A 22,263-nucleotide genomic window follows, 5' to 3' on the forward strand; every position below is an offset into this window, starting at 1 on the left:
TACCTGGCTTTACCGGGTAGACAGGTTTTACGCAGCCGTGGTGAAAATGAGGACTTCGTTAGAAGTCCCACGTTAGTAACCCCCGGCTAAAATCAATGAAACTGACCTCGCAGAGGTCACATGTTAAGTTGTTTAGTAGCATGTTGCTCTACCTGGCTTTACCGGGTAGACAGGTTTTACGCAGTCGTGGTGAAAATGAGGACTTTGTTAGAGATCCCAAGTTGCTAACCCCCGGCTAACATCAATGAAACTGACCTCGCAGAGGTCGCATGTTAAATTGTTTAGTAGCATGTTGCTCTACCTGGCTTTACCGGGTAGACAGGTTTTACGCAGCCGTGGTGAAAATGAGGACTTCGTTAGAAGTCCCACGTTAGTAACCCCCGGCTAAAATCAATGAAACCGACCTCGTAGAGGTCGCATGTTAAGTTGTTTAGTAGCATGTTGCTCTACCTGGCTTTACCGGGTAGACAGGTTTTACGCAGCCGTGGTGAAAATGAGGACTTCGTTAGAAGTCCCACGTTAGTAACCCCCGGCTAAAATCAATGAAACTGACCTCGCAGAGGTCACATGTTAAGTTGTTTAGTAGCATGTTGCTCTACCTGGCTTTACCGGGTAGACAGGTTTTACGCAGCCGTGGTGAAAATGAGGACTTCGTTAGAAGTCCCACGTTAGTAACCCCCGGCTAACATCAATGAAACCGACCTCGTAGAGGTCACATGTAAGTAATATTGAAAAATAATACCACCACCATGATCAAAGCAGCCGTCATCGACAACGGCATCGTCGGGCTCCGCGAGAGCTACCTCGATCAGCCGCACGTGCAGTACGATTTCCTGCCTACCCATCAGGCCACCGCACCGGACTTCAGCCCCTACGACCTGCTCGTCGTCCCCAATGGTACCGATCAGGTAGCCATGTACCGCTGGCGGGAAGCCGTACAAAGCTTTCTTAATCAGGGGAAAACCCTCTTTTGCTTCGACGGCTGGTTCACCAATTGGCTACCCGGCAGTCAGTGGGTAGCCGATAACAGCAAAAAGACCATCGACATCCGCTACACCCTGAAATCCGACCGCTACGGACTGTTTGAAGGCGTGGACCTCGACCACTTCATCTTCTCCAACGGCATCAGCGGCTGGTGGGCCTGCGGCTACATTCAGCCTGCTCCCCGGGCGGAAGTAGTGGTAGCCGATACCTGGGGGCGCTGCATTATGTTGCTGGATGAGCAGACCACTCCGGGCACCATCTTCGCCACCGCCAGCGGCCCGCTGGGCGATTACGCTTACGGCACCACCGACGATGCGGGCTCTATGGAAGGCCTGACCCGGCTTTACCACAATTTACTCACCAAACTCATCAAAACACCAGTATCATGATAGGATTGCTCTTTAACGGCGTCAGGTCGCAGTACGCTTTCGCGAAAGCGGGAAAATACCAGCACCTGTACCGGCTGCTGTACATTCACGACCTCACGGAAGCCTCCCTGCAGGGCCTCAAAGCCATCGCTGTGCCCTTTCAGTCCAATCAGGCGGCGATTCGGGAGCGCAAAGGCCTCATCTACAACTTCCTGAAACAGGGCGGCAAGGTTTTCGTGGCCGGCGACAGCTCCGCCGACTGGCTCGATGCGCAGTGGGAGGACCGCCCGGTCAATAACTACTGGTGGGTAAAAGACCCTAACAATCCGCCCGTTTCCCAAACCGACTACAGCCACCCGGTTTACGAAGGGTTGAGTGCCCGCCACGCCTGCTGGCACACCCACGGCGTATACACCCGTATACCGGAGCACGCCCGCATCGTACAGACCAACGGCAGGGGCGAGGTCATCTCCTGGGAAACGAACCACTACGGTGGCACTCTGTTCGTGACCACCCTCGACCCGATTGTGGAGCACGGCATTCAACAAATCACCCACCTCGATCATTACGTCGACAAGCTCACCGAATGGCTGTGCGGCGTGAAGCCGGAAGGGCGGTTCGAGATGCAGGCGGCGCATTATGGCGTGGCCTGGGAAAACGATTAGCAAGAAACGAAGCAAAAACCATGACAAGACTTACTTTTTTCAGCCTTTTGATGGCGCTTTTGCTCTCCGCCTGCGGGGATAGCAGCGCACCGGAAGCTATACAAGAAGACCTCTCCCAAATGAGCTGGGAGGAAATCAATGCAAGAGCAGCAGGCGCCACCCTCACCCACATGATGTGGACAGGCGACCCCCTCATCAACGACTACATGCAGAACTATGTGAAGCCGGAGGTGAAGGAGCGCTACGGCATCGAGCTCAACATCGTAAGCGGGCAGGGCTCGACCATCGTACAGACGATGATGGCAGAGCTGCAGGCCGGCAAAACCGAGAGCGAAGTGGATATGATGTGGATCAATGGGGAGACCTTCTATCAGCTGCGGCAAATCAAAGGGCTGCACGGTCCATGGACGGAACAGCTGCCCAATGCGCAGTACATCGACCTGGACAATCCCTTTATTGGCGTCGACTTTCAGCAGCCGGTAGACGGGTACGAATGCCCCTGGGGCAACGTGCAGATGGCCATCATTTACGATACCCTGCGCACGCCCAATCCGCCACAGAACCGGCAGGCGTTGCTGGCTTACGCCAAAAAGCATCCCGGCACCTTTACCATCGACACCCGTTTTACCGGGCTCACTTTCCTTAAGGCCCTGCTGATTGATATCGCGGGCGGGCAGGAGGCGCTGGCCGGCGACTTCGACGAAGCCAAATACGAGCAGTACGCCCCGCAGCTATGGGAATATCTGCGCGAGCTCAAACCCCACCTATGGAAGGAAGGGCAGTCCTTTCCGGAAGGCGTAGCGCCCATGCATCAGATGTTTGCCAACGGCGAGCTGCATTTCACCATGAGCAATAACGATTGCGAAGTGGACAACAAGGTGCTGCAGGGCGTCTTCCCGGAGAGCGCCCGTGGCTACGTCTGGGAGCCGGGCACCATTCAGAATTCCCACTATCTGGGCATCGCCAAACACTCGGGCAACAAAGCTGCTGCCATGGTGGTCGCTAATTTCATGATCTCCCCGGAAGCACAGTACCGCAAAATGGACCCGGCCATCTGGGGCGATGGCACCGTGCTCAGCCTCGATAAACTGCCCGATGACTGGGCGGCTAAGTTCCGCAACCTCCCCAACCGGCAGTACGCGCCCGACCGGGAGGCTATTCAGGACAGAGCGCTGATGGAGCTGGCACCGGAGTATATGATCCGCCTGGCGGAAGATTTTCGTAAAGAAATCATAGAAGGCTGATGCAGCAGCGCTGGGCAGCATACGGGGGCAGAAGCCTGTTTGTCCTGCTTTCGGCCGTGCCGATTGTAGCGGGGGTGAGCTACGCCCTGCTCTACAGCCTCGGGCTGACGGGCGTCATGGCGGAGGGCTTCACCCTGGCCCACTGGCAGGAGATACTGGGGGATGCAGCATTTTGGCGTACCCTGGGCTTCAGCCTGTACGTGGCGGCGGTGAGTATCCTGATTGCGCTGGGGTTGTCTCTGGCGCTGGTGCTCCGCTCGCCTCAGGCTTTCACGAAGGGAGAGTTATCGTTTTTCATCTACCTGCCGCTGAGTATTCCGGCGATTGTGATGGCTTTTTTCATCTTCCAACTGCTGGGCAAAGGCGGCTGGCTGTCGCGGGTGTCGCATCAGCTGGGGCTCATCAGCGCGCTGGAGCAATTCCCGGACTGGGTAAATGACAATTATGGCATCGGTATCATCGTGGCGCATGTGATCATGGCGACGCCCTTTTTTACCATCTTCTTCGCCAATCTGTACCAAAATGAGCGGCTGGGGGAGTACCTTCACCTGGCGGCTACGCTTGGCGCGAAAGGGCGGCAGCGCATCTTCCGGGTGGCGGTGCCGGTGCTGTTGCGGCGGGGGCTGGCCACGGTGTTTTTGTACTTCATGTTCGTCATGGGCAGCTACGAAATCCCACTTTTGGTGGGCAGCCAGTCGGTGCAGATGGTATCGGTGCGGACCATTCAGCGGCTGCAGCGTTATAATCTGGGCGATATACCGGAAGCCTATGCCATTAGCGTGGCTTATACTGTGCTTGTGGTGGCTCTGCTGGGCGGATTGCTTTGGTACAACCGCAAACAAATGGGCCGCGCATGAGCAGATTCACCAAAATAGCGCTGATCGGGCTGATCCTGTTCCCCTTTGCCTTCCTGCTGATGCTTTCGGTAGGTCGGCAGTGGCCTTATCCGGCTGTTTTTCCGGAGCAGTGGTCGCTGGGCAACTGGCAGCTGGTACTGGGCGGCAGTGAAGGCTTAGGCAACAGTGTGCTGCTTTCTGTGTTGTTATCGCTAAGTGTGGCTACGCTGTCCACGGGGCTGAGTTTCTGGGTGAGCCGGCACATCGCCTACCACCCGAAGCGGGAAGCCTGGCTGAGCCTGGCGTACTTTCCGTACGTCTTTGCGCCAGTCATCCTGGCGGCCTGCCTGCAGTTCTTTTTCATAGTGGGCGGGCTGTACGGGACCTTTGGGGGCGTATTGCTGGCGCAGTTATTCATCACCTTTCCCTACGGCGTCATTTTCTTCAGCAGCTTCTGGAATGAGCGGCTGCGCAGTATGGAGGAGCTGGTGAAAACGCTGGGGGGCAGTACCCTTCAGGCTTACGCCAAAGTGCTGGTGCCGGTAGCAAAGGGCGCGCTGATGACCTGCTTTTTTCAGCTGTTCCTCATCTCCTGGTTCGAGTACGGGCTCACCAATCTGATCGGGGTGGGGAAGGTGCCAACGCTGACGCTGCGGGTCTTTCAGTACGTGAACGAAGCTAATATCTTTCTGGCGGCCCTGGCGAGCTGCCTGCTGATATTGCCACCGGTGGCGCTATTGTGGCTAAACCGGGCGGTGGTCTTCCAAAAACATATCGCGCCCTAGGTGCGAAATGTAGGTAAACGCGCCTTTAGGTGCGAAACGTGGGTAGAACAAAATGCATATGCATATCGCGCCGTAGGTGCGAAATGTAGGTAACGCGCCTTTAGGTGCGAAACATGGGTAGAACAAAATGCATATGCATATCGCGCCGTAGGTGCGAAATGTAGGTAACGCGCCTTTAGGTGCGAAACATGGGTAGAACAAAATGCATATGCATATCGCGCCGTAGGTGCGAAATGTAGGTAAACGCGCCTTTAGGTGCGAAACATGGGTAACAAACAGCCAATGCTGGACATAAAAAACATCAATAAAAAATACAAAGGAGAAGCCGTCCTGCAGGACCTCAGCTTCACCCTACAGGCGCACGAAATGCTCAGCATCCTCGGGCGCTCCGGCAGCGGCAAAACCACCCTGCTCAAGGTGCTGGCCGGCCTGGAAACTGCCGACCGCGGGCAATTGCTGCTCGACGGGCAGGACCTGTCGCCCGTTCCGGCCAATCAGCGGGGGATCGTGTACCTCTATCAGGAGGCCTTGCTGTTCCCCCACCTGAACGTGTTTGAGAACATCGCCTTTGGGCTGCGGCTGCGGCACCGCCCGGAAGCGGAGATCAAGAAAAAAGTAAACGTACTGCTGGAACGGCTCGAACTGCCGGAGCAAGCCCGCAAAATGCCTGAACAACTGTCGGGTGGGCAGCGGCAGCGCGTAGCCTTCGGGCGGGCGCTGATCATCGAGCCGCGGGTGCTGCTGCTGGACGAGCCCTTCGGGGCCCTTGATACAGAGACCCGCCGCAGCATGCAGCAACTGCTCAAACGGGTGGCTAAAGACCTTGGCCTGACCGCCATCTTCGTCACCCACGACCTCAAGGAAGCCATGCTCATGGGCGACCGCCTCGGCATGATGCAAGGCGGACAATTAAAAATATACGGCAGCCGCGCCGAATTTATCGCGGATGAATCCACCGGTGCCCGGGAAGAGGCCCGGTTTTGGACAGATCTCCATGATTTAAAACTGACAAAATGAAAGTAGACTTCAATCACTGCGAATCTTTATACTGGGTCTTTACCCAATTGTGTAACGACGAGTGCGACCACTGCTACAACGATTCCGGCCCCTATGGTGCCCGCATCAGCGAGGAAGAGTGCATGATGATCATCGATAACCTGCCGGAGCGCATCGACCGCATCATTCTTTCCGGGGGAGAGCCTATCGCGGACCGCAAAAAGCTGTACAACATCCTGGATGCCTTGCGGGAACGCTACACCGATCAGGGCACTCAAATCATGCTGCAAACCAACGGCGATCTGCTGACCGAAGAAATCCTGGACACCCTCATCGAAAAGGGCGTGACCCGCTTCGACATCGCGAGCATCGACCGTTTCCACAAAAAGGCCGGCGCCCGGCTGATGGAGCTGGCCGAGCTGTTCGAGTCCCGGGGCGTCAACGGAGAGGACAAAGACCCGCTGGTGGACAAGCAAAACTACCTGCATGGCCATCCGCTGAGTTGGGGGGCATGGGGCGCTACCGAAGATATGTGGCTGGGCGGCAACTGGGCAAGGGGGCGTGCCATAGAAAAAGATATCTGGAAGCGTGACCCGGAGCACAACTTCTGCACCATCCTCTCCGGTGCCCGCAACTTCCTGGGCGGCTACGAGGATATCCCGCAGGAAATCAGCATTCAGCTGTGGCGGATCAACCCCTGCTGCCCGGGCACGAAATTCCCCATGGGCGATGCCCGGAAGGAAAAAGTAGCTGATGTGCTGGTGCGCATGGCCGAGCACCCCGTTTTCAAAAAGCTCAACGAAGGCGACCCCTGGCGCATGGGCGAGCACCTGGGCGTAACGGAGGCCGAAGCCAAAGCCCGCACCCGCGAGTTGGAAAATATCTGTCTGTACTGCGATGCCTTTTTCAACGAGCACCTGCAGGATATGAACCCGGATACCTTCGTGGAGTTGCCGGTAGTGAATGCGTAAACGAACATCTGCTGCCCGCCTGCCTTTCACCAGTAAAAGCAATTATGAAAGTACTGATTATTGGAGCGAACGGGCAAATCGGCACGCAACTGGTAGATAAACTTAAAGACAGCCAACACGAGCCGGTGCCTATGGTGCGGAAGGAAGAAGACGTTAGCGCCTTCAAGGAAAAGGGGACGAATCCGGTATTGGCCGATCTGGAAAAAGACATCAGCCATGCTTTTCAGGGCATAGATGCCGTGGTGTTTACTGCAGGCTCTGGCGCCGATACCGGGGAGGAGAAAACCGAACTGGTCGATAAAAAGGGCGCCGTCAAAGCCATCAACGAAGCCAAGTCCAGGGGCATCGACCGGTTCGTTATGGTCAGTGCCTTCGGTGCCGACTTTGAGCCAAAGGAATGGCCCGACTCCATGAAGCACTACTACGAGGCCAAGGCTGCCGCTGACAACCACCTCATATCCTCCGGGCTGAACTACACCATCCTCAAGCCGGGCCGCCTGACCAACGACAGCGGGAAGGGCAAGGTAGACATCGGCGAGCGTACGCAGAAGCGCATGGGTGAAATCCCCCGCGAAGATGTGGCCACCACTATAAAGGAAATCCTGGACCGCCCGAATACCTACCGGGGTTCCTATGAGATGCTGCAGGGAGATCAGCCGATTGAGCAGGCGGTGGAGCGGATTTAATAAACGGCAACTCGCCTACTACTGTCAAAGCCTCGGCCTCACCACCGGGCTGTACCTCGTCTTTTGCCCCAACAATATTGCTTACCCGGACATTGTGCGGGAAGGGAAGGAAGACTTTGACGGCACAACTATTAAGGCTTACATTATTCCGTACGATGAGGAGCGCTGGGATTGATTTTTAATAAAAAACGGACCGCATATTGCTATACGGTCCGGGGGGGGCAGTTGAAATAAGGGGGAATAATCTTTTTACTGACCGTTAACCTTTACCAGCCGGATTGTTCGGTCCCGGCCGCCATCGGTCAGCCGGAGGAAGTAGTAGCCGTTGGGCAGGTGGCTGAGGTTCAGGGTCTCTTGTAGTACCGCACTATTGGTTTGAGGGTGAATGCGGGTCAGGCGGACCTTGCCATTCATATCTACTACAGTCAGGGTACACGGAGTGCCGCTTTTGACGTTCGCATTGACCGTTACCGCATCATAAACCGGGTTCGGGAAAGCCTGGAGTTGGGCACCCGGAGTAATGGGCGCTTCCTGCGTTGGACTAACCGCTGCAATCTGGCTCGCCGGCTCCGGTGTGTCAGGCGTAGTCAGCGCCAGGTTCGGAATCGTCGCATTGGTGTTGTTGAAGGCAATGAAGGCAATAGACTCGTCCATATGCCAGCGCTCGCTATCGGAAATCTGATCCTCATCTACAGATAACTCGAAGGACTGATTGCCGAAAGGCTCTGCACCGTAGAGGACAGGCCAATGCCCGTCGCCCCCCTTAACGCCTGCTACGCTGAGAACAGCACCATTAGGGGCGGGAACAACTGTATTGTAGGTATCACTCGCGTTTTGACCGCCAATGATAGCCGGTCCAACTCCAGCTTCCAGCATAACGCCGCTAAGGTTGTACTGTCCGGCTTCCATGAGGAGGTAGCCGATGGTTTCCACTGCCCGGTCCGTGATGGTATCGGCAGCGACGTGTTTGCCCATAGCGTAATTGTCAGGCGCGGCCGGGTTGCCGGAATGGTTGCCCATTGATGCCCAAAATACCGACCACCGGGTATCGTTTTCGCTCATGACCTGCCCCAGCAGCACTGGTTGTGTGTAGGATTGTTCCATTTCGCGTTTTTCGCGGGCAGACCACCAGGAGCCGGTATTCGCCGTTTCAAGGGCGCTTACGAATCCGGCTTCCATAGTGACGCCATCGTGCGCAGCCTGGTACTTGCCGGCCTGCACTGCCACAAAGTGGACATCGTAGAGGCTGTCCGTTGATCCACCCGGGTTCTGGACTTTTAATTCAAAGGTGTTTCCGCTGGCGTTGCGTACCCGCGGGACCACGGGGGCGTAGTCATAGCTGGGTAGCTGCACGGTGGCGATAACAACCATGTCTTCAAAACTCCGGTTAAGGGTAACCGTTTGCCAGGTATCTGAAACGCCCGTGATTAACCCGGTTTCTATGGGCATCGTGGTGGCATCGCCTACGTTCGGGTCGCAGGCATCCGGTATGCCATCGTTATCGGTGTCGGTATTGTCATCGCCGTTCTCACAAATGTCATCCCAGTTGCAGACGCCGTCTCCATCGCTGTCCATAGGGATACCTGCACAGCCGCAGTCCTCGGTGTAGACATCGAGAATCGTACAGGCAATGCCGTCGTCACAGGGGCGGCCGATCAGGTTGTCGTTACAGTCGTCGCAGGCATCGGGTAGGCCATCTTCATCTTCGTCTGCCATATCGTCAAAGCCGGGGCACACATCTTCCGCATCGCAAATACCATCCATATCACCATCGTACCGGCAAATGCGGTCTTCGAAGGCGAGATAGGCAACCTGTTCGGTGGTATGCCCGCGCTCTGTATCATGGATTTGATCTTCATCCACTACCATTCGGATCAGGCCGGGCTCTATGGGCTGTTCTCCAAAGAGGACCGGCCAGTAGCCATTGCCGCCGTCCATGCCGGCAGCACTCAGCACCGCGCCCCGGATTTCAGGGTTGTCGAGGTCGTAGGTGTAGCCATTATTGTTGGGGCCACGGACGATGTCGCTGCCCAGCCCGGCTTCCAGGATCCGGTTGCGGACCTGATAGGAGCCGGCTTCGATGATGAGGAAGCCGATCATTTCATCCGTGCGGGTGGTGTGGTAGTCCTCGCCTTTATGTTTGCCGGCGGACAGGTTGTTCATTTCCGGAGGGTGGGCGGAATGATTGCCCCGGGAGGCCCAAAATACGGACCAGGCATCATTCTCGCTTGTCATCACCTGCCCAAGCACGACCGGATTTTCATAATACTGCCGGAAAGTCCGTTGCTCCCGGTTGCCCCACCAGTTGGAAGCATCGGCAGTTTTTGTGGCGGGCTCCAGGCGGGCTTCCATTTTGATGCCATCGTGCTCAGTGGAGTAAGTACCGGCTTCTGCCACTGCATAGTAAACTGCGTAGTTAGCGGAAGTTGTCCCACCCGGGTTCTGAATCCTCAGCTCAAAGCTGTTGCCTTGTGCATTCCGGATACGGGTTACTACTGGCAAGTCGGTTTTGTGCATCAGGTGTGGGGTGGCAATGACTACCATGGAATCGTAAGTTTCGGCCAGGGTAATCGTCTGCCAGTTTTCGGTAACAGATGGAGCGATGCCGGTTTCCAGGGGGAAATCAGCCGCAGTGCCTACGTGCGGGTCGCAAAGGTCAGGAATCTGATCCCCGTCTTCGTCAATGACCCGGCCACCGCAATTGCAGTCCCGGTCGAGTACATCATCAATCGTACAGGGATCGCCATCGTCGCAGGGGCTGCCACTGTCGGTACAGCCGTCACAAATGGAAACCACCATGCGGTCGAGGTTCGGGCCCCAGCCATCTACCGGGCGCAGGGTGACTTCATGTGTGCCGGCTGACAAAATCTGTGGAAGCGTTATCTCCTGCCAGTCTTCCCAGTCGGTGGTTTCCGGGAACAAAAGGGCGGGTACAACGACTTCCCCATCTATGGCCAGTTGCAGAAACCGGTCGCGGTGGTCGGAGGTGTACCGGAAGGTGAATTGGTGCTCCCCGTCAATACTCGTTTCAACCTGAAGGAGGATAAACTCTGAAGTATCGTTGGTGTAATCGATGAAGCCATCTCCGTAGAAATGGGGAATATGGTTGTGCACAGTTATATTCCCCTCCAGGAAATTTTCTGCTTCGTAAGCCAGATTTCTACAGGGGTCTACGCCATCGGGTATGCCATCCCCATCCGAATCGAGCGCGACGCCCTTGCAGTTACAGTTGTTGTCGTATTGGTCGTTGACGGTGTACACATTTTGGTCATCGCAGGCCGCTCCTGCTCCGGGGCAGTCGCAGGCCAGGCTCCCTGCCTCCGACAAAGTGGGCCAGGAGGAAACGGGCAATGCAGCCGTTCCGTTATTGGGCTGCCGGCTGTTGAGGGAGGTGTGGGCGGCATCAAAGCTGATCTCCGGAGCACTGCCCTGCTGTTTGACGTCAAAGCAAACCGTACCTATGGTTACTGCAGGAGCTTCGTCCATTTCCGCGCAGGGCGGCATAGCATCGTTGAGCAGTAAGGTCAGGCTGAATTCACCGGGGTGGGAGTAGGCATCGTATTCATGAGCGGACCACGGGCTCATCGTACCATCGAGGCAGTCTTGCCCACCGTTATAAGCCAGGGGCTCATAGCTATGAAACGTAAGTGCTTCGGCATTGTAAGTCAGCAGCAGGGAGGAGGTGCCCATGCGGACGGGCTCACCACTATCGGACGCCAGGATGATATCCGTGCAGTACCGGTAAAGGTTACAGTCTTTGGAGGCATCGAGCTGCAGGGCAACGCTTTGGGCCAGCAGCTGACCGCTGGTGAAAAGACTGAATACCAGCGGCAGAATATAGGTGATCGTTCTTTTCATCGTTCGGTTATTTTAATTGGCCCAGTTTGCTGCGGTTACCGCGCCAGAGCTGGAAATCGTTGGCATCAATCTGGCCATCGGCATTGAGGTCATAGTTGTCGTAATGAGCGGATTGTCCCTGTTGGGTGGTCCAGAGGTTGTAGTCCTGATTGTTGACGATGTGGTTGTGGTCGGCATCGCCACCGCGCATGGCCCAAACCTGTCCGGTGATTTTTAGCTGCCGGTCACCGAGGGCTCGGTTTTCGCTGGTTGTGAAATCATACTGGAAGTTCGGGCTGTCTGTGGGAACAGGCTCAGCGGAGACGACGGCCAGATGGTTCCGGTGGAATACCGCCAGGTGGTAAGTGCCATCCGGTACGCCATCAAAGGAAATACCAGCGGTACCATCAGTGCCCATCAATTGTCCATCGGCGCGAAGGAGGAAAGCCTTGCGGGCTACGGTATGGGCGAGGTTATTGGCAGTGCGCAACTCGGCCAGCACCCAGTCAACGGTATCTTCCGGCCAGGTAGTTACGGTTTCGGTGCCATTGTAGTTCAAGGGGGCGGCAGTGTAGGGCTGAGTGTTCGGCAATGCATTCCGGTCCAGCAGTTGGGTATGCATTTGCTGCCGCTGCGGATCGTAGAAGCCTTCAAGAAACAGGCGCACCCGTATACAGGCGCAGGTCACGGGTGGCTGAGGGGTATAGTAGCAGGCGTCGGGCACCAGGTTGCTCTCGTTGATAAAAGTGGGGCGATTGGCGATGTATTCCTGCCGCTTGAAGGTGCTGCTAAGCGAATCATCATTGGCCCCCAGCCAGTCCTGAAGGACAGTAGAGAACACCTGCCGGTAGTCGTACTGAATTTGTTCAGGATTGGGCGCACCGGGATTGTCCTGATCGCTCAGATTGATGTTGTTGCCGATCACGCCACCGTCCACGCCCCGGCCGATGAGGAACATGGAGCTGAGGGTACCGTGGTCGGTGCCGCGGCTGCCGTTTTGTATGATTTTGCGGCCAAATTCTGAAAAAATTACGGTTAGCACCTTGTTGTCGAGGCCCATGTTTTGGATATCCTCCTGGAAAGCCGCCACGGATTCGCTTAGGTCGCCGAGGAGGTTGGCGTGAGTGCCCTCTGTATTGTTGTTGTACTGCACCATATTATTGTGGTTGTCCCAGCCACCTTTGCTGGCCATATAAATTTTGGTGCGGCTGCCCCCTGCCATCATCCGGGCAATGGTTTTGAGCTGATTGCCGAGGGAACTATTGGGGTAGTCTGCCGAATTGGTGCCGTTGTTAAAGGTATCTGAAATCCGGGAAGCGTAGACATTCACACTTTTGCTGATGGTCTGAATGTGGTTGAGCATAGCACCGTGGTCCGTATCGGGAATGTCCATAATCGGCGCACCGCCAAGGGAGGAGATCATGGTGTAAAAGCCGGACGGGTCCTGCCCGGAGAGGTTGATCTCCAGGCGGTGCTCGGCCGCAGAGTGGAAGCCGGTAGAGATAGTGTTGCCAAAGAGGAGGGCCAGGGGATCCGGTTCTCCGTCAAAGGGCGTGCCGTTGTAGCCCGGGTAGCGGTCTTCCAGGAAGCGGGCCATCCAGCCGCTTCTTTCATTTTGCAGGGCACCACCGCTACCGGTCAGCCAGTTCTCCGTAGATTTGAAGTGGGAACGGTTGGGCTGATCATAGCCCACCCCCTGCACCATCGTCAGTAAGCCATCATCGTACAGGTTTTTGAAGGCCGAAAGGCGGGGGTGCAGCCCGAGTGCCTGATCGTCGCTGAGGCTGTCGTCCAGGGTAATCAGGCTTTGTTCAGGCAAGTAGATGGAGGGGCGGAATTGGGTGTAAGCTGAAAATTGGGATAAAGGCACCGCCGTGTTGAAAATATCATTGGCACCGTTAAGGAATATGATGACGACACTTCGGTCGGTCACTTCGCAGGGGTTGGGCAGGAAAGGCGTGGTCGAGGCGATTCCGCTCAGCGGCATCGCGCCGGCCAGTAGGGGGTACATCCCCAGTGCTGCCGATTGTTGAAGGAAGTTTCTTCTGTTCATGATTTCGGTGTTGGTCGGTTTTAGAAAGTTTGGAATTCCGGTGAGCCCACGACGGCTTCAAAGAGGTCGGTGAGTGCGACTTTGACGGACTCATCGTTGCCGGACTGCAGATAGCCCTGCCATTCAAACATCCAGTTGATGGGGCTGAGGTCGCCGAGCAGTTTCTGTAGGAAGTAGTCAAATCGTTCGCCTTGTGGCATTTCCGGTAAAGTGAGTTCCAAAAACTGCCGGACCAGTTCGTCTGCGTACTCCTGATTGGTGAAATTGTCCCGGAAGAAAGCGACGAGGTCAACCTGAAACGGGATGTCGCGGTTGTTCTGAACGGTTTTGCCCTCCAATAGTGCATAGGGCAAGCGGAACCGGTAGGCGATGGTGGACTGATCGAACCAGAATTTACTGTAATTGGGTGCTTTAAAGAAACCCGGATACCCTTCTACAGACAGGGGGTAGAAGGTAAAACCGATGTGCTCCAGGTGGTTGTACAAAAAGCGCTGAGCGGTGGTGTCGTAATGCTCCACGTTGTTATTGAGCACTCCCATTTTATTGGCATCAAAGAGGTTGATGGCGCCGAGGACGTAATCCAATGGGCTTTTTAGTTTTCCGCCGATCACTTCGTCTTTAGCGTTGCTGTCATCTTCATCGTAGAAATGACGGCTGCACAGCAGGGTCTTCAGGGTGTTTTCGATATGGTATGCATCATTGTAGAGTTGGTCTGCAAGCGGTTGTATGATCGTTTGCTCGGCTTCCTCACTAATGATGTCTTTTACAAAAAAGTGGTAGAGGCGCCGTACGTAAGCCCGTGCGGTCTCCGTTTGGTTGAAGACCATGTCCACGAAGTCCTGCAGCTCGCGGTACATATCGGCCTCGTCGGTAGCGCCGGTGATGGTTTGGTTTCCGAAAGCAGCGGAAAAGGTCTTGAAACCCGCGTGGTGACGGTTGTAGATGGCCCGTCCGGTGGACAGCCCGGTTTCCGGGTCCTTATTATCGAAGCCTTCATCGTCGAATCCGGTGAGGACGCGGGCGGCCTGTTTGATGTCTTCTTCGGTGTAGTTGGTGTAATCGCCGGTACTCTGCACGGGCCCTTTCAGGATGGTAAAAAGCTCCAGGAATTCCCGGGCGTAATTTTCGTTGGGGCTATCGCGCCGGTTGTTGTTATTGTTGAGATAGCGTAGCATTTTATTGTCGAGGGTGACTTTACAGGCCAGCGTTTTGATGTTGCCGGTGGCGTACATTTGGAACAGCCTGAACAGGTCAAATTCAGACCAGTCGCGGTCTTCCTCTGTGACGAAAATGCTATGCCAGAACAGCGCCATTTTATGCCGCACGGACGAGTCATGAAGCATTTCATTCACCACCCAAAGCCATACCGCGCGCCGCTTTCTGCCCATGAAGGTGTCGGGGCCGTTATCGTAGGGGCCGGTGGTGAGCCAGGCGGTTGTGCCATCCATCCAGTTGATGGGCCCTTCGGGATGCACGAGAGGAGGTATAGCCAGGAGTGTTTCCACTGCTTCCGTTGCCGTCATACCGGCAAATGCATTAATCCGGTCTTTGGAGACAGCAAAGGAAGCCCGCCGAAGCAAATGAGCTGCAAGTCTGTTGCCCAGTACTCCCGGCCGGGGACTTAGGTTCGCCATAGATCAATAGGTTGTGTAAGTAGATAAATGTACTACAGGGTTCAGGTACCCCAAAACGGAAGCGGGCACCGATGACTAAAGTCCCGACACAGTCTTTAGGTAGAACCTGTAAAAAATCTTTGTAGTAGGATTGCGAAGTGTTTGCTTAACGCGAAAACTAAGCTTTTAGCAGGACGAGGAGAAGTGAAATAATAAGTCGTCACTTTGCCTTTGGTCAATATTAATGATATTTGGTTTTCTTTCCCAATTATCCCCGAGGGTTTTTAGGAATAAATTAATGCTTAGCTTTGTAAAAAAAGTTGCTATGTCCTTGAAGTCTGTTTTTTGGCTGTTGCTGTTGTTTGTTGTAGTGGGTTGTGAATCAGGCAGTCCGGCTGAAGCTGAGCCCTATCAGTTGGGAGAGGTTGATCTTAAAGTTACGGGTTCGCCGGAGGCATTGCCCTATTTCGAAAAGGGGCTCTTGCTGCTGCACAGCTTCGAATACGAAGATGCCCGTGCGGCTTTTCAGAAAGCGCAGGAAACGGATGAGGATTTTGCCATGGCTTACTGGGGCGAAGCGATGACCTACAATCAGCCGATCTGGCACCGGCAGCAGGCGGAGAAAGGCCGGAGTACCATGGCACGACTGGGCAAAAACCTGAATCAGCAGCTGGCTAAAGCAGGGACCGGTTTGGAAAAGGACCTGGTCCGCTCTCTGCATGTGCTGTATGGAGAGGGCGAGAAGGCGGATCGGGATCAGGCATACGCTGAATTCATGAGCGAACTGTACGAAAAGTATCCGGGGCAGCAGGAAGTGGCTGCGTTCTACGCGCTTTCCCTGCTGGGGAGTGTGCAGGCGGGCCGTGATAAGGCGGTCTTTGAGAAAGGCGCAGGCATCGCACAGAGCATTATCCGGGAAAATCCGGCCCACCCGGGCGCACTGCACTATCTTATTCATTCCTACGATGACCCGGGGCACGCCCGTTTGGCGCTCGATGCGGCCAATAGTTATGCCAAAGTTGCCCCCGATGCCGCCCACGCCCTGCATATGCCGTCTCATATTTATGTGGCTATGGGGATGTGGGACGAAGTTGTCAACTCGAATATTGCTTCTTACGATGCGAGCGTGCAGCGTATGAAAGCAAAAGAACTGGACAACGATGCCCGGAGTTACCACGCTTTCCACTGGCTGCAGTATGGTTATCTGCAAAAGGGGGATTTTGAAAAAGCCGAAGCAATCCTGACGGAAATGGCAGGCTACACAACGGAGTTGCCTTCGGTTACCGCCCGGTCGTACCTGGTACGCATGCTGGGCAATTTCCTGGTGGAGACCGGCAAATGGGACCACCCACTGGCAGCTACGGAAGTGGAACTGGATGACCTCAATATCAGCCATCAGGCGGTTGGGTATTTCCTGCAGGGCTATCAGGCTTACCGGCAGAAGGATGAAACGCTGTTGGCGGGCATTATTGACACACTGGCGGACAAGCGGCAGCAGGCAACCATGATCATGGCTACGGGGGGAGCACCCATGTGCAGCACGAGCAGTGCCTGGGGCAGTGCCAATAAAGTGGAGGTCAAACAGGCGGAGGTGATGGAGCTGGAGCTAAAGGCACTGCTTTGGCGCCTTAGAGGGGACGAAAAGAAAGCCGAAAAGTATATGGTCAGGGCGGTCAATACGCAGCACAAAAATGATTACAGCTACGGGCCACCGGAGATTGTGTACCCCGCCTACGAATTCTACGCCGATTACCTTATGGAGCAGGCGTCTTATGCTAAAGCCCTGGAAATGTATGAAATGGCTCAGGAAAGAGGGCCAGGCCGATCGCTCGCTGTCAATGGTGCACTTAGAGCTAAGGCAGCGCTATAAAAACAGCCGCCCACATCACGAATGATGCAGACGGCCGATTGGGGGGAATCAGTTCTTTGTTCTGTAAGTCAGACCCCTCAAGATCAGGATTCGTTGCCTGACTTGTAAATGGCATTAATCGGGGTGCTGGAATTAGGAAGGTCATCCTGGTTCACAAGGAAAATACCTGCGCCTCTGAGGAAGGCGTAAATGGCAGTCAGATTGATTAGGTCTTCGCTATCCTTCTGTCGGCTTTTGTGCAATTCGACTTTACCACTTTTAGGGCTGAAAGTACCCCACCGTTTCTGTCCTTCCGCTACAAAGAGGGTCTCCACCTCACCTTTGTAGGCTCGGGGCAGGATTTCAAATACGGAAGAGGAGGCAAGTTCTTTTGCATCATAATCACTGAAGCCCTCTATTTTACGGTCTTTTTGGTTGTGGTGGAAGTCGCGAATGATTTCCAGCGCCTGCTCATGCATCTGCTGTTTGGACAGCTGCTCCGGCGTGCCGCTGATATGAACGGGGGCGATATCTGTATAGTCACTGGTTTCTTTGTAGATAGGCGCGATTTGGTCGGTCGTTGCCAAAACGACCGGGGCATCAGCATCTTCGAGGATGGCCTGCACGCCCTGATCTACCTGATAGCAGTATCTTTTGTATTGTTTAAGGCGATGGTCGTGCCCCATCTCTTCTCCATTGAAAATAGGAGTGTCGAAGGCAGCCGCACCACGGTTCATTTGTACATTGCGCGTCTCAGTATCCATTTGCAATGCCGATTCCATGTTTTTGGGGAGTTGTTCATCGGCAGGTACAGGCTGTATGGAGTTGGCGTCGCCGCGGTACAGGCTTGTTGATGTTTCGCCCAGGGCGAGGACATAGAATTCGCCGGCGGCGCTCATTTCGCTAATCAAAGGCAGCAGGTAAAACCGCTGGTCTACAATCAACCGGGGCGATACCTGACGATTGAGCTCCAGGGCTTCGAAAATTTCCGGGCCGATAAAAAGGGCATAGCTCGATTCAAGCTGTTGCCAGCGTTCTGTTTCATTGAGCAATTCATAGCCATTGAACAGATAGGCCCGGGCATCCTTGTCGGACATACCACTTTGTATTAACCGGTCCGCAGCATCATTGAGCATCTTTTTCAGAAAAGAACGGCTCTCCATACCCCGTTCGGAAGGATACCCCGGCACATAGATGCTTACACAATTGGGAGTATTGACCTGAGCAAGTGTATGGAAGGTTTGTCGGTTGAGCATATTACGATTTTTTATGACTGATTTCACTGTTAGAACATGGGGTTTGATTTCCATGTTCAATAGTTGACAATTCAAAATTATTGGAAATCAATTGGTTAACACGTCAATCGCTACATGCAGCCTAAAACACTTCTTCAGTCCATCGCCGCTCCCTTCCGACAGTTTATCCGTAATGAGTCTTCGAGTGGGATTTTGCTTATCCTGTCCACGGTGATCGCTTTGGTATGGGCCAACTCCCCTCTGTCTCCTGCCTATTTCAATTTATGGGATACACCGGTGAGTATTTCGATTGGGGAAGACAGCTTTTCCAAGCCGTTGCTGCTGTGGGTAAATGATGGATTGATGGCCATTTTCTTCTTTACCATAGGGCTGGAAATAAAAAAGGAAGTCATTGACGGTGAATTGTCCACTCCGCGCAAGGCAGCGCTGCCGCTGCTGGCTGCCGTTGGAGGCATGGTCGTCCCGGTCGGTTTATTTTTTCTGCTTCAGGATGCCGGTCCGGGCATGAAGGGGTGGGGGATTCCCATGGCGACTGATATTGCCTTCTCTATAGGGATACTCTCTCTGCTGGGCAGCCGGGTACCGCTAGGCATGAAAGTATTTCTGACAGCCTTTGCTATCGTCGATGACCTTGGAGCGATTTTCGTCATTACCGTATTTTATTCCCATGAAGTTCACTGGGGTGCCCTTGCCATGTCGGGAGGAATTCTGGCGTTTTTGTTTTTGTGCAACCATATGTTCAGCATCAAACGCAACTGGATATACCTGCTCGGAGGATTGGGAGTATGGTACTATATGTTTAAGTCGGGCATTCATCCGACCATAGCCGGGGTATTAGTGGCTATGGCGGTACCAGCTACTAATAAGCTGCGGGCCCGCCGGTTTGCCGATCGTATTGAAGATTTCCTGGATGAATTCAGGTTGGAGAAGGCTGACGGTGGAGGGCCTTTTATTCCCGACCCGGAAGTCCATCAGTTGCAGGATTTGAGAAAGCGGGCCCGCTCGGTGCTCCCGCCGCTACAGCGTTTGGAGTATCAGCTCAATGACTTTGTCGCGTTTTTTGTGATGCCACTCTTTGCGCTGGCTAACGCCGGGATAAAGTTTGGAGGGAGCGGTGAGGTCTTTGGTCAGCCCCTGTTTATGAATATTGCGGTGGCGCTGCTTTTCGGAAAGGTCATTGGGATTGTCCTGTTCTCCTGGCTGGCTGTAAAGCTCCGGATTGCCGATCTTCCCCTGCGAACAGGCTGGGTGCAAATGGTCGGGCTGGGCTTGCTGGGCGGGATCGGTTTCACTATGGCGCTGTTTATTTCCAACCTCGCCCTTGAGGGAGCTGCTCTGCTGGCTCAGGCAAAGCTGGGCATACTCATAGGCTCTTTTGTGGCAGGTACAGCAGGGTATCTGCTCCTGCACTACACGCTTCGGGAACCGCTTGAGGAAGAACTGGAGTCCGTCGCCGCATCAGGTCAGGAGCAAACGGTCTGATCTGTTCCCGTTTTTTCCTTACATTTGGCGCGTTAATCAACCCGCCAAATACTAAGCCTATGCAAGCTGTACAAGACTATATTCAGGAAAACAAGGACCGCTTTCTGGACGAGCTGCTCGACCTGTTGCGTATTCCTTCGGTAAGTGCAGACCCTGCCTATAAAGGAGATGTACTCAAAACAGCAGACTTTGTGGCTGAGAGCCTTCGGAAAGCTGGTGCTGACAGTGTGGAGGTTTGCCCGACCGCCGGTTATCCCATTGTTTATGGTGAGAAAATAATCGATCCTGCCAAGCCCACCGTACTCGTTTATGGCCACTATGATGTGCAACCGCCCGACCCGGTGGAGCTCTGGGAATCCCCGCCCTTCGAGCCAATTATCAAAAAGACGGAAGCACACCCGGACGGTGCCATTTATGCCCGTGGGGCCTGCGATGACAAAGGGCAGTTTTTTATGCACGTCAAAGCCTTTGAGGCTATGATGGCACAGGACGCTTTGCCTTGCAACATCAAGTTTATGATAGAGGGCGAAGAGGAAGTAGGCTCCGCCAACCTCGGTATCTTTTGCCGGGAGAATCAGGAAAAGCTTAAGTGCGATACCATCCTGATTTCTGACACCTCTATCATCGCTAATGATGTCCCTTCTATCACCGTTGGGCTGCGCGGGCTGAGCTACCTCGAAGTGGAGGTGGTAGGCCCCAACCGCGACCTGCACTCTGGCGTCTACGGTGGTGGCGTAGCCAACCCGATCAATGTCCTCTGCGATATGGTCAGCTCCCTGATGGATGACCGTAAGCACATCACCATTCCCGGATTTTATGACGATGTGGTGGAACTGTCGGAGGCTGAGCGCAAAAAGCTCAACGAAGCCCCTTTTGACTTGGAAAAGTACAAGAAAGACCTCGCAATCGGGGACGTACAGGGCGAAGCGGGCTATACGCCATTGGAGCGCGTATCCATCCGCCCAACCCTGGATGTCAACGGCATCTGGGGCGGATACATTGGAGAAGGCGCGAAGACGGTGCTGCCTTCCAAAGCCAATGCCAAAATCAGCATGCGCCTGGTGCCGAATCAGGACCCGGAGAAAATCACGCAGCTGTTCAAACAGCACTTTGAGCGTATCGCTCCGGCTTCCGTGAAAGTTACTGTGACGCCTCACCATGGCGGCGAGCCTGCCGTAACGCCAACTAATACGCCGGAGTACAAAGCGGCTTCTATGGCTATGGAAATGGCATTCGGCAAAACGCCCATCCCCACCCGGGAAGGGGGCAGTATCCCCATTGTAGCCTTGTTCGAGCAGGTGCTGAATGCGAAGAGCGTTTTAATGGGATTCGGGCTCAACAGCGACGCCATCCACTCGCCCAATGAGCACTACGGGCTGTTCAACTTTTACAAAGGTATCGAGACGATTCCTTACTTTTTTGCGCATTACGCTGATGCGAAGTAAGGCGTGAAGATAAAGACTGCATAGTGGAGTAATCCCAAAGGGTTACTCCACTTTTGTGATTTTAGCTTCCTTATCCTGCTCCTTCTTGTAGTCCTCAAGTTCGCTGAGGCCGGTCTTTTCCCAGAATCCCACCTCCGTGATGACCGCAGCACGGGACACAATATGAGCGGCTAAGGGCGCGATCAGGAAAATAAACAGGAGGATGGCGAAAATCTCAATAAAGATCATCGTGTCGTTGTAGTGGATCCCAACGCCCAGCAAAATCAGCAAAACGCCCAAAACAACGGCTTTGGTACTGGCAGAGTTGCGGATGTAGAAGTCCGGGAACTTCACCATGCCAATACTGGCAATCAGCATAAAGATAGAGCCGCCAAGCATAAAGGCGGCACTGAATAGATCATTGATCATAGTTCTTGGATTTTTCCCGTTTCTGTACCAGGTAGTAAGCGAAGGTCATAGTGCCCACAAAAGCAATCAGCGACATGATCAGGGCTACATTCAGATAGGCTTTCTCCTCAGACAGAACGGAGTAAATGGCCAGTACGGCAAGAAGGTTGGCAGAAAAGACATCAAGGGAAATAATCCGGTCCGGCAGGCTCGGCCCTTTGAAAAACCGGACCAGCGTCAGTATCGTGCTGATACTGATGATGGCGATAGCGATGTAAGCTGCGATGGTGAAAAGGCTCATACTTGATACGGGTTTCTGGTGATTTTCAGGATTTTTTTCTCGAAGCCGTCCTTGATTTGCCGCCTCACGCTTTCTGTATCTCCTGCCTTTACATAGACCTCATGTACGTAGAGCGTCTTCCGGTCTTTGGAAACATCAATACTCAGCGTACCTGGCGTCAGGGTGATGAAATTGGCCAGCAGGGTGATTTCGAAGTCCGTCTCTGCTTCAAGCGGGATGGCGACCACTGCAGGCTGCATATGGTCCTGTGGGGTGAGTACTTCATAAGCGACACGCAGGGAGGCGGTAAGGAGCTCTTTCAGGTAAAAAAAGACAAGGGCGCTAATCTGCCGGGACTTGTGAAAGGAATGCGGACTGTAAAAAAAGGTGAGCAGCCAAAGTACGATATTCCAGCCGGCAAACAGCAGGAGGGTGGCGAACCCATCATTCGGGATGCCAGGGTAGATGGCTTGGGTGAACCAGGTCATCAGTACAGCTACGAATAGGTTGATCAGTATAACCATGT

19 protein-coding genes are annotated in these 22,263 nt (G+C 54.3%); 12 read left to right on the forward strand and 7 right to left on the reverse strand.

Going from position 1 to position 22,263, the window contains the following annotated elements; all coding sequences use genetic code 11:
- The first annotated feature begins 749 nt into the window (after nucleotides 1-749).
- From ACO08I_RS28485 to ACO08I_RS28525, 9 genes are all read left to right on the forward strand, one after another.
- Nucleotides 750-1,373, forward strand: coding sequence for a hypothetical protein (locus tag ACO08I_RS28485; protein WP_421947869.1), 624 nt, complete (start codon nucleotides 750-752; stop codon nucleotides 1,371-1,373).
- Nucleotides 1,370-2,017 carry a hypothetical protein gene (locus ACO08I_RS28490; protein WP_421947870.1) on the forward strand — a complete coding sequence of 216 codons (648 nt, stop codon included), beginning with the start codon at nucleotides 1,370-1,372 and terminating at the stop codon, nucleotides 2,015-2,017. Before ACO08I_RS28485 ends, ACO08I_RS28490 begins: the two co-directional genes overlap by 4 nt.
- A gap of 20 nt (nucleotides 2,018-2,037) precedes the next feature.
- On the forward strand, nucleotides 2,038-3,261 hold the full coding sequence (locus ACO08I_RS28495; RefSeq protein WP_421947871.1) for an ABC transporter substrate-binding protein: 1,224 nt from the start codon (nucleotides 2,038-2,040) through the stop codon (nucleotides 3,259-3,261).
- A complete protein-coding gene (locus ACO08I_RS28500; RefSeq protein WP_421947872.1) occupies nucleotides 3,261-4,118 on the forward strand; it encodes an ABC transporter permease in 858 nt (285 codons plus the stop codon). Before ACO08I_RS28495 ends, ACO08I_RS28500 begins: the two co-directional genes overlap by 1 nt.
- A complete protein-coding gene (locus tag ACO08I_RS28505; RefSeq protein WP_421947873.1) occupies nucleotides 4,115-4,882 on the forward strand; it encodes an ABC transporter permease in 768 nt (255 codons plus the stop codon). The genes ACO08I_RS28500 and ACO08I_RS28505 overlap by 4 nt, the downstream gene beginning before the upstream one ends.
- Before the next feature lie 282 nt (nucleotides 4,883-5,164).
- Complete coding sequence (locus ACO08I_RS28510; RefSeq protein WP_421947874.1) at nucleotides 5,165-5,899, forward strand: ABC transporter ATP-binding protein; 735 nt, start codon at nucleotides 5,165-5,167, stop codon at nucleotides 5,897-5,899.
- A complete protein-coding gene (locus ACO08I_RS28515; protein WP_421947875.1) occupies nucleotides 5,896-6,849 on the forward strand; it encodes a radical SAM protein in 954 nt (317 codons plus the stop codon). Before ACO08I_RS28510 ends, ACO08I_RS28515 begins: the two co-directional genes overlap by 4 nt.
- Before the next feature lie 44 nt (nucleotides 6,850-6,893).
- Entirely contained in the window at nucleotides 6,894-7,535 is a 642-nt protein-coding gene (locus ACO08I_RS28520; RefSeq protein WP_421947876.1) for an SDR family oxidoreductase, read from the forward strand.
- Nucleotides 7,510-7,710, forward strand: a complete 201-nt coding sequence (locus ACO08I_RS28525; protein ID WP_421947877.1) for a hypothetical protein — start codon at nucleotides 7,510-7,512, stop codon at nucleotides 7,708-7,710. The genes ACO08I_RS28520 and ACO08I_RS28525 overlap by 26 nt, the downstream gene beginning before the upstream one ends.
- A gap of 74 nt (nucleotides 7,711-7,784) precedes the next feature.
- Here ACO08I_RS28525 and ACO08I_RS28530 read toward each other — a convergent pair whose 3' ends face one another.
- The 3 genes from ACO08I_RS28530 to ACO08I_RS28540 are packed head-to-tail and all read right to left on the reverse strand — an operon-like array spanning nucleotide 7,785 to nucleotide 15,059.
- On the reverse strand, nucleotides 7,785-11,393 hold the full coding sequence (locus tag ACO08I_RS28530; protein WP_421947878.1) for a T9SS type A sorting domain-containing protein: 3,609 nt from the start codon (nucleotides 11,391-11,393) through the stop codon (nucleotides 7,785-7,787).
- A 7-nt stretch (nucleotides 11,394-11,400) separates the two neighbouring features.
- Nucleotides 11,401-13,425 carry a DUF1501 domain-containing protein gene (locus ACO08I_RS28535; protein ID WP_421947879.1) on the reverse strand — a complete coding sequence of 675 codons (2,025 nt, stop codon included), beginning with the start codon at nucleotides 13,423-13,425 and terminating at the stop codon, nucleotides 11,401-11,403.
- 20 nt (nucleotides 13,426-13,445) lie between these two features.
- Entirely contained in the window at nucleotides 13,446-15,059 is a 1,614-nt protein-coding gene (locus tag ACO08I_RS28540) for a DUF1800 family protein (RefSeq protein ID WP_421947880.1), read from the reverse strand.
- A gap of 304 nt (nucleotides 15,060-15,363) precedes the next feature.
- On the opposite strand from ACO08I_RS28540, the gene ACO08I_RS28545 reads away from it, so the two are divergent.
- Nucleotides 15,364-16,908 carry a hypothetical protein gene (locus ACO08I_RS28545; protein ID WP_421947881.1) on the forward strand — a complete coding sequence of 515 codons (1,545 nt, stop codon included), beginning with the start codon at nucleotides 15,364-15,366 and terminating at the stop codon, nucleotides 16,906-16,908.
- 83 nt (nucleotides 16,909-16,991) lie between these two features.
- Here ACO08I_RS28545 and ACO08I_RS28550 read toward each other — a convergent pair whose 3' ends face one another.
- Nucleotides 16,992-18,143 carry a hypothetical protein gene (locus ACO08I_RS28550; protein ID WP_282783385.1) on the reverse strand — a complete coding sequence of 384 codons (1,152 nt, stop codon included), beginning with the start codon at nucleotides 18,141-18,143 and terminating at the stop codon, nucleotides 16,992-16,994.
- Between the two features lie 114 nt (nucleotides 18,144-18,257).
- Between ACO08I_RS28550 and nhaA the strand changes: the two genes are divergently transcribed.
- Together nhaA and ACO08I_RS28560 are read left to right on the forward strand one after the other, a co-directional pair.
- The gene (nhaA, locus tag ACO08I_RS28555) at nucleotides 18,258-19,625 is read left to right on the forward strand and encodes a Na+/H+ antiporter NhaA (protein ID WP_421947882.1); all 1,368 of its coding nucleotides are present in this window, start codon (nucleotides 18,258-18,260) and stop codon (nucleotides 19,623-19,625) included.
- Nucleotides 19,626-19,684: 59 nt separating this feature from the next.
- On the forward strand, nucleotides 19,685-21,070 hold the full coding sequence (locus ACO08I_RS28560; RefSeq protein WP_044224670.1) for a dipeptidase: 1,386 nt from the start codon (nucleotides 19,685-19,687) through the stop codon (nucleotides 21,068-21,070).
- A 42-nt stretch (nucleotides 21,071-21,112) separates the two neighbouring features.
- On the opposite strand, the gene mnhG is transcribed toward ACO08I_RS28560, so the two are convergent.
- From mnhG to ACO08I_RS28575, 3 genes are read right to left on the reverse strand one after another with little or no spacing between them, the layout of a single operon-like run.
- On the reverse strand, nucleotides 21,113-21,478 hold the full coding sequence (gene mnhG / locus ACO08I_RS28565; protein ID WP_421947883.1) for a monovalent cation/H(+) antiporter subunit G: 366 nt from the start codon (nucleotides 21,476-21,478) through the stop codon (nucleotides 21,113-21,115).
- The gene (locus ACO08I_RS28570) at nucleotides 21,468-21,758 is read right to left on the reverse strand and encodes a monovalent cation/H+ antiporter complex subunit F (protein WP_044224676.1); all 291 of its coding nucleotides are present in this window, start codon (nucleotides 21,756-21,758) and stop codon (nucleotides 21,468-21,470) included. Before ACO08I_RS28570 ends, mnhG begins: the two co-directional genes overlap by 11 nt.
- Nucleotides 21,755-22,261, reverse strand: coding sequence for a Na+/H+ antiporter subunit E (locus tag ACO08I_RS28575; RefSeq protein WP_052516227.1), 507 nt, complete (start codon nucleotides 22,259-22,261; stop codon nucleotides 21,755-21,757). The genes ACO08I_RS28570 and ACO08I_RS28575 overlap by 4 nt, the downstream gene beginning before the upstream one ends.
- Nucleotides 22,262-22,263 lie beyond the last annotated feature (2 nt).

It is taken from the genome of Phaeodactylibacter xiamenensis, assembly GCF_965229835.1.
In the GTDB taxonomy this organism is placed as follows: domain Bacteria; phylum Bacteroidota; class Bacteroidia; order Chitinophagales; family Saprospiraceae; genus Phaeodactylibacter; species Phaeodactylibacter xiamenensis.

What these genes read in the sequence shown, in the direction of transcription:
- ACO08I_RS28485 (WP_421947869.1), top strand. Translation starts at nt 750, where the DNA reads ATGATCAAAGCAGCCGTCATCGACAACGGCATCGTCGGGCTCCGCGAG.
- ACO08I_RS28490 (WP_421947870.1), top strand. Translation starts at nt 1,370, where the DNA reads ATGATAGGATTGCTCTTTAACGGCGTCAGGTCGCAGTACGCTTTCGCG.
- ACO08I_RS28495 (WP_421947871.1), top strand. Translation starts at nt 2,038, where the DNA reads ATGACAAGACTTACTTTTTTCAGCCTTTTGATGGCGCTTTTGCTCTCC.
- ACO08I_RS28500 (WP_421947872.1), top strand. Translation starts at nt 3,261, where the DNA reads ATGCAGCAGCGCTGGGCAGCATACGGGGGCAGAAGCCTGTTTGTCCTG.
- ACO08I_RS28505 (WP_421947873.1), top strand. Translation starts at nt 4,115, where the DNA reads ATGAGCAGATTCACCAAAATAGCGCTGATCGGGCTGATCCTGTTCCCC.
- ACO08I_RS28510 (WP_421947874.1), top strand. Translation starts at nt 5,165, where the DNA reads ATGCTGGACATAAAAAACATCAATAAAAAATACAAAGGAGAAGCCGTC.
- ACO08I_RS28515 (WP_421947875.1), top strand. Translation starts at nt 5,896, where the DNA reads ATGAAAGTAGACTTCAATCACTGCGAATCTTTATACTGGGTCTTTACC.
- ACO08I_RS28520 (WP_421947876.1), top strand. Translation starts at nt 6,894, where the DNA reads ATGAAAGTACTGATTATTGGAGCGAACGGGCAAATCGGCACGCAACTG.
- ACO08I_RS28530 (WP_421947878.1), bottom strand. Translation starts at nt 11,393, where the DNA reads ATGAAAAGAACGATCACCTATATTCTGCCGCTGGTATTCAGTCTTTTC.
- ACO08I_RS28535 (WP_421947879.1), bottom strand. Translation starts at nt 13,425, where the DNA reads ATGAACAGAAGAAACTTCCTTCAACAATCGGCAGCACTGGGGATGTAC.
- ACO08I_RS28540 (WP_421947880.1), bottom strand. Translation starts at nt 15,059, where the DNA reads ATGGCGAACCTAAGTCCCCGGCCGGGAGTACTGGGCAACAGACTTGCA.
- ACO08I_RS28545 (WP_421947881.1), top strand. Translation starts at nt 15,364, where the DNA reads ATGTCCTTGAAGTCTGTTTTTTGGCTGTTGCTGTTGTTTGTTGTAGTG.
- ACO08I_RS28550 (WP_282783385.1), bottom strand. Translation starts at nt 18,143, where the DNA reads ATGCTCAACCGACAAACCTTCCATACACTTGCTCAGGTCAATACTCCC.
- nhaA (WP_421947882.1), top strand. Translation starts at nt 18,258, where the DNA reads ATGCAGCCTAAAACACTTCTTCAGTCCATCGCCGCTCCCTTCCGACAG.
- ACO08I_RS28560 (WP_044224670.1), top strand. Translation starts at nt 19,685, where the DNA reads ATGCAAGCTGTACAAGACTATATTCAGGAAAACAAGGACCGCTTTCTG.
- mnhG (WP_421947883.1), bottom strand. Translation starts at nt 21,478, where the DNA reads ATGATCAATGATCTATTCAGTGCCGCCTTTATGCTTGGCGGCTCTATC.
- ACO08I_RS28570 (WP_044224676.1), bottom strand. Translation starts at nt 21,758, where the DNA reads ATGAGCCTTTTCACCATCGCAGCTTACATCGCTATCGCCATCATCAGT.
- ACO08I_RS28575 (WP_052516227.1), bottom strand. Translation starts at nt 22,261, where the DNA reads ATGGTTATACTGATCAACCTATTCGTAGCTGTACTGATGACCTGGTTC.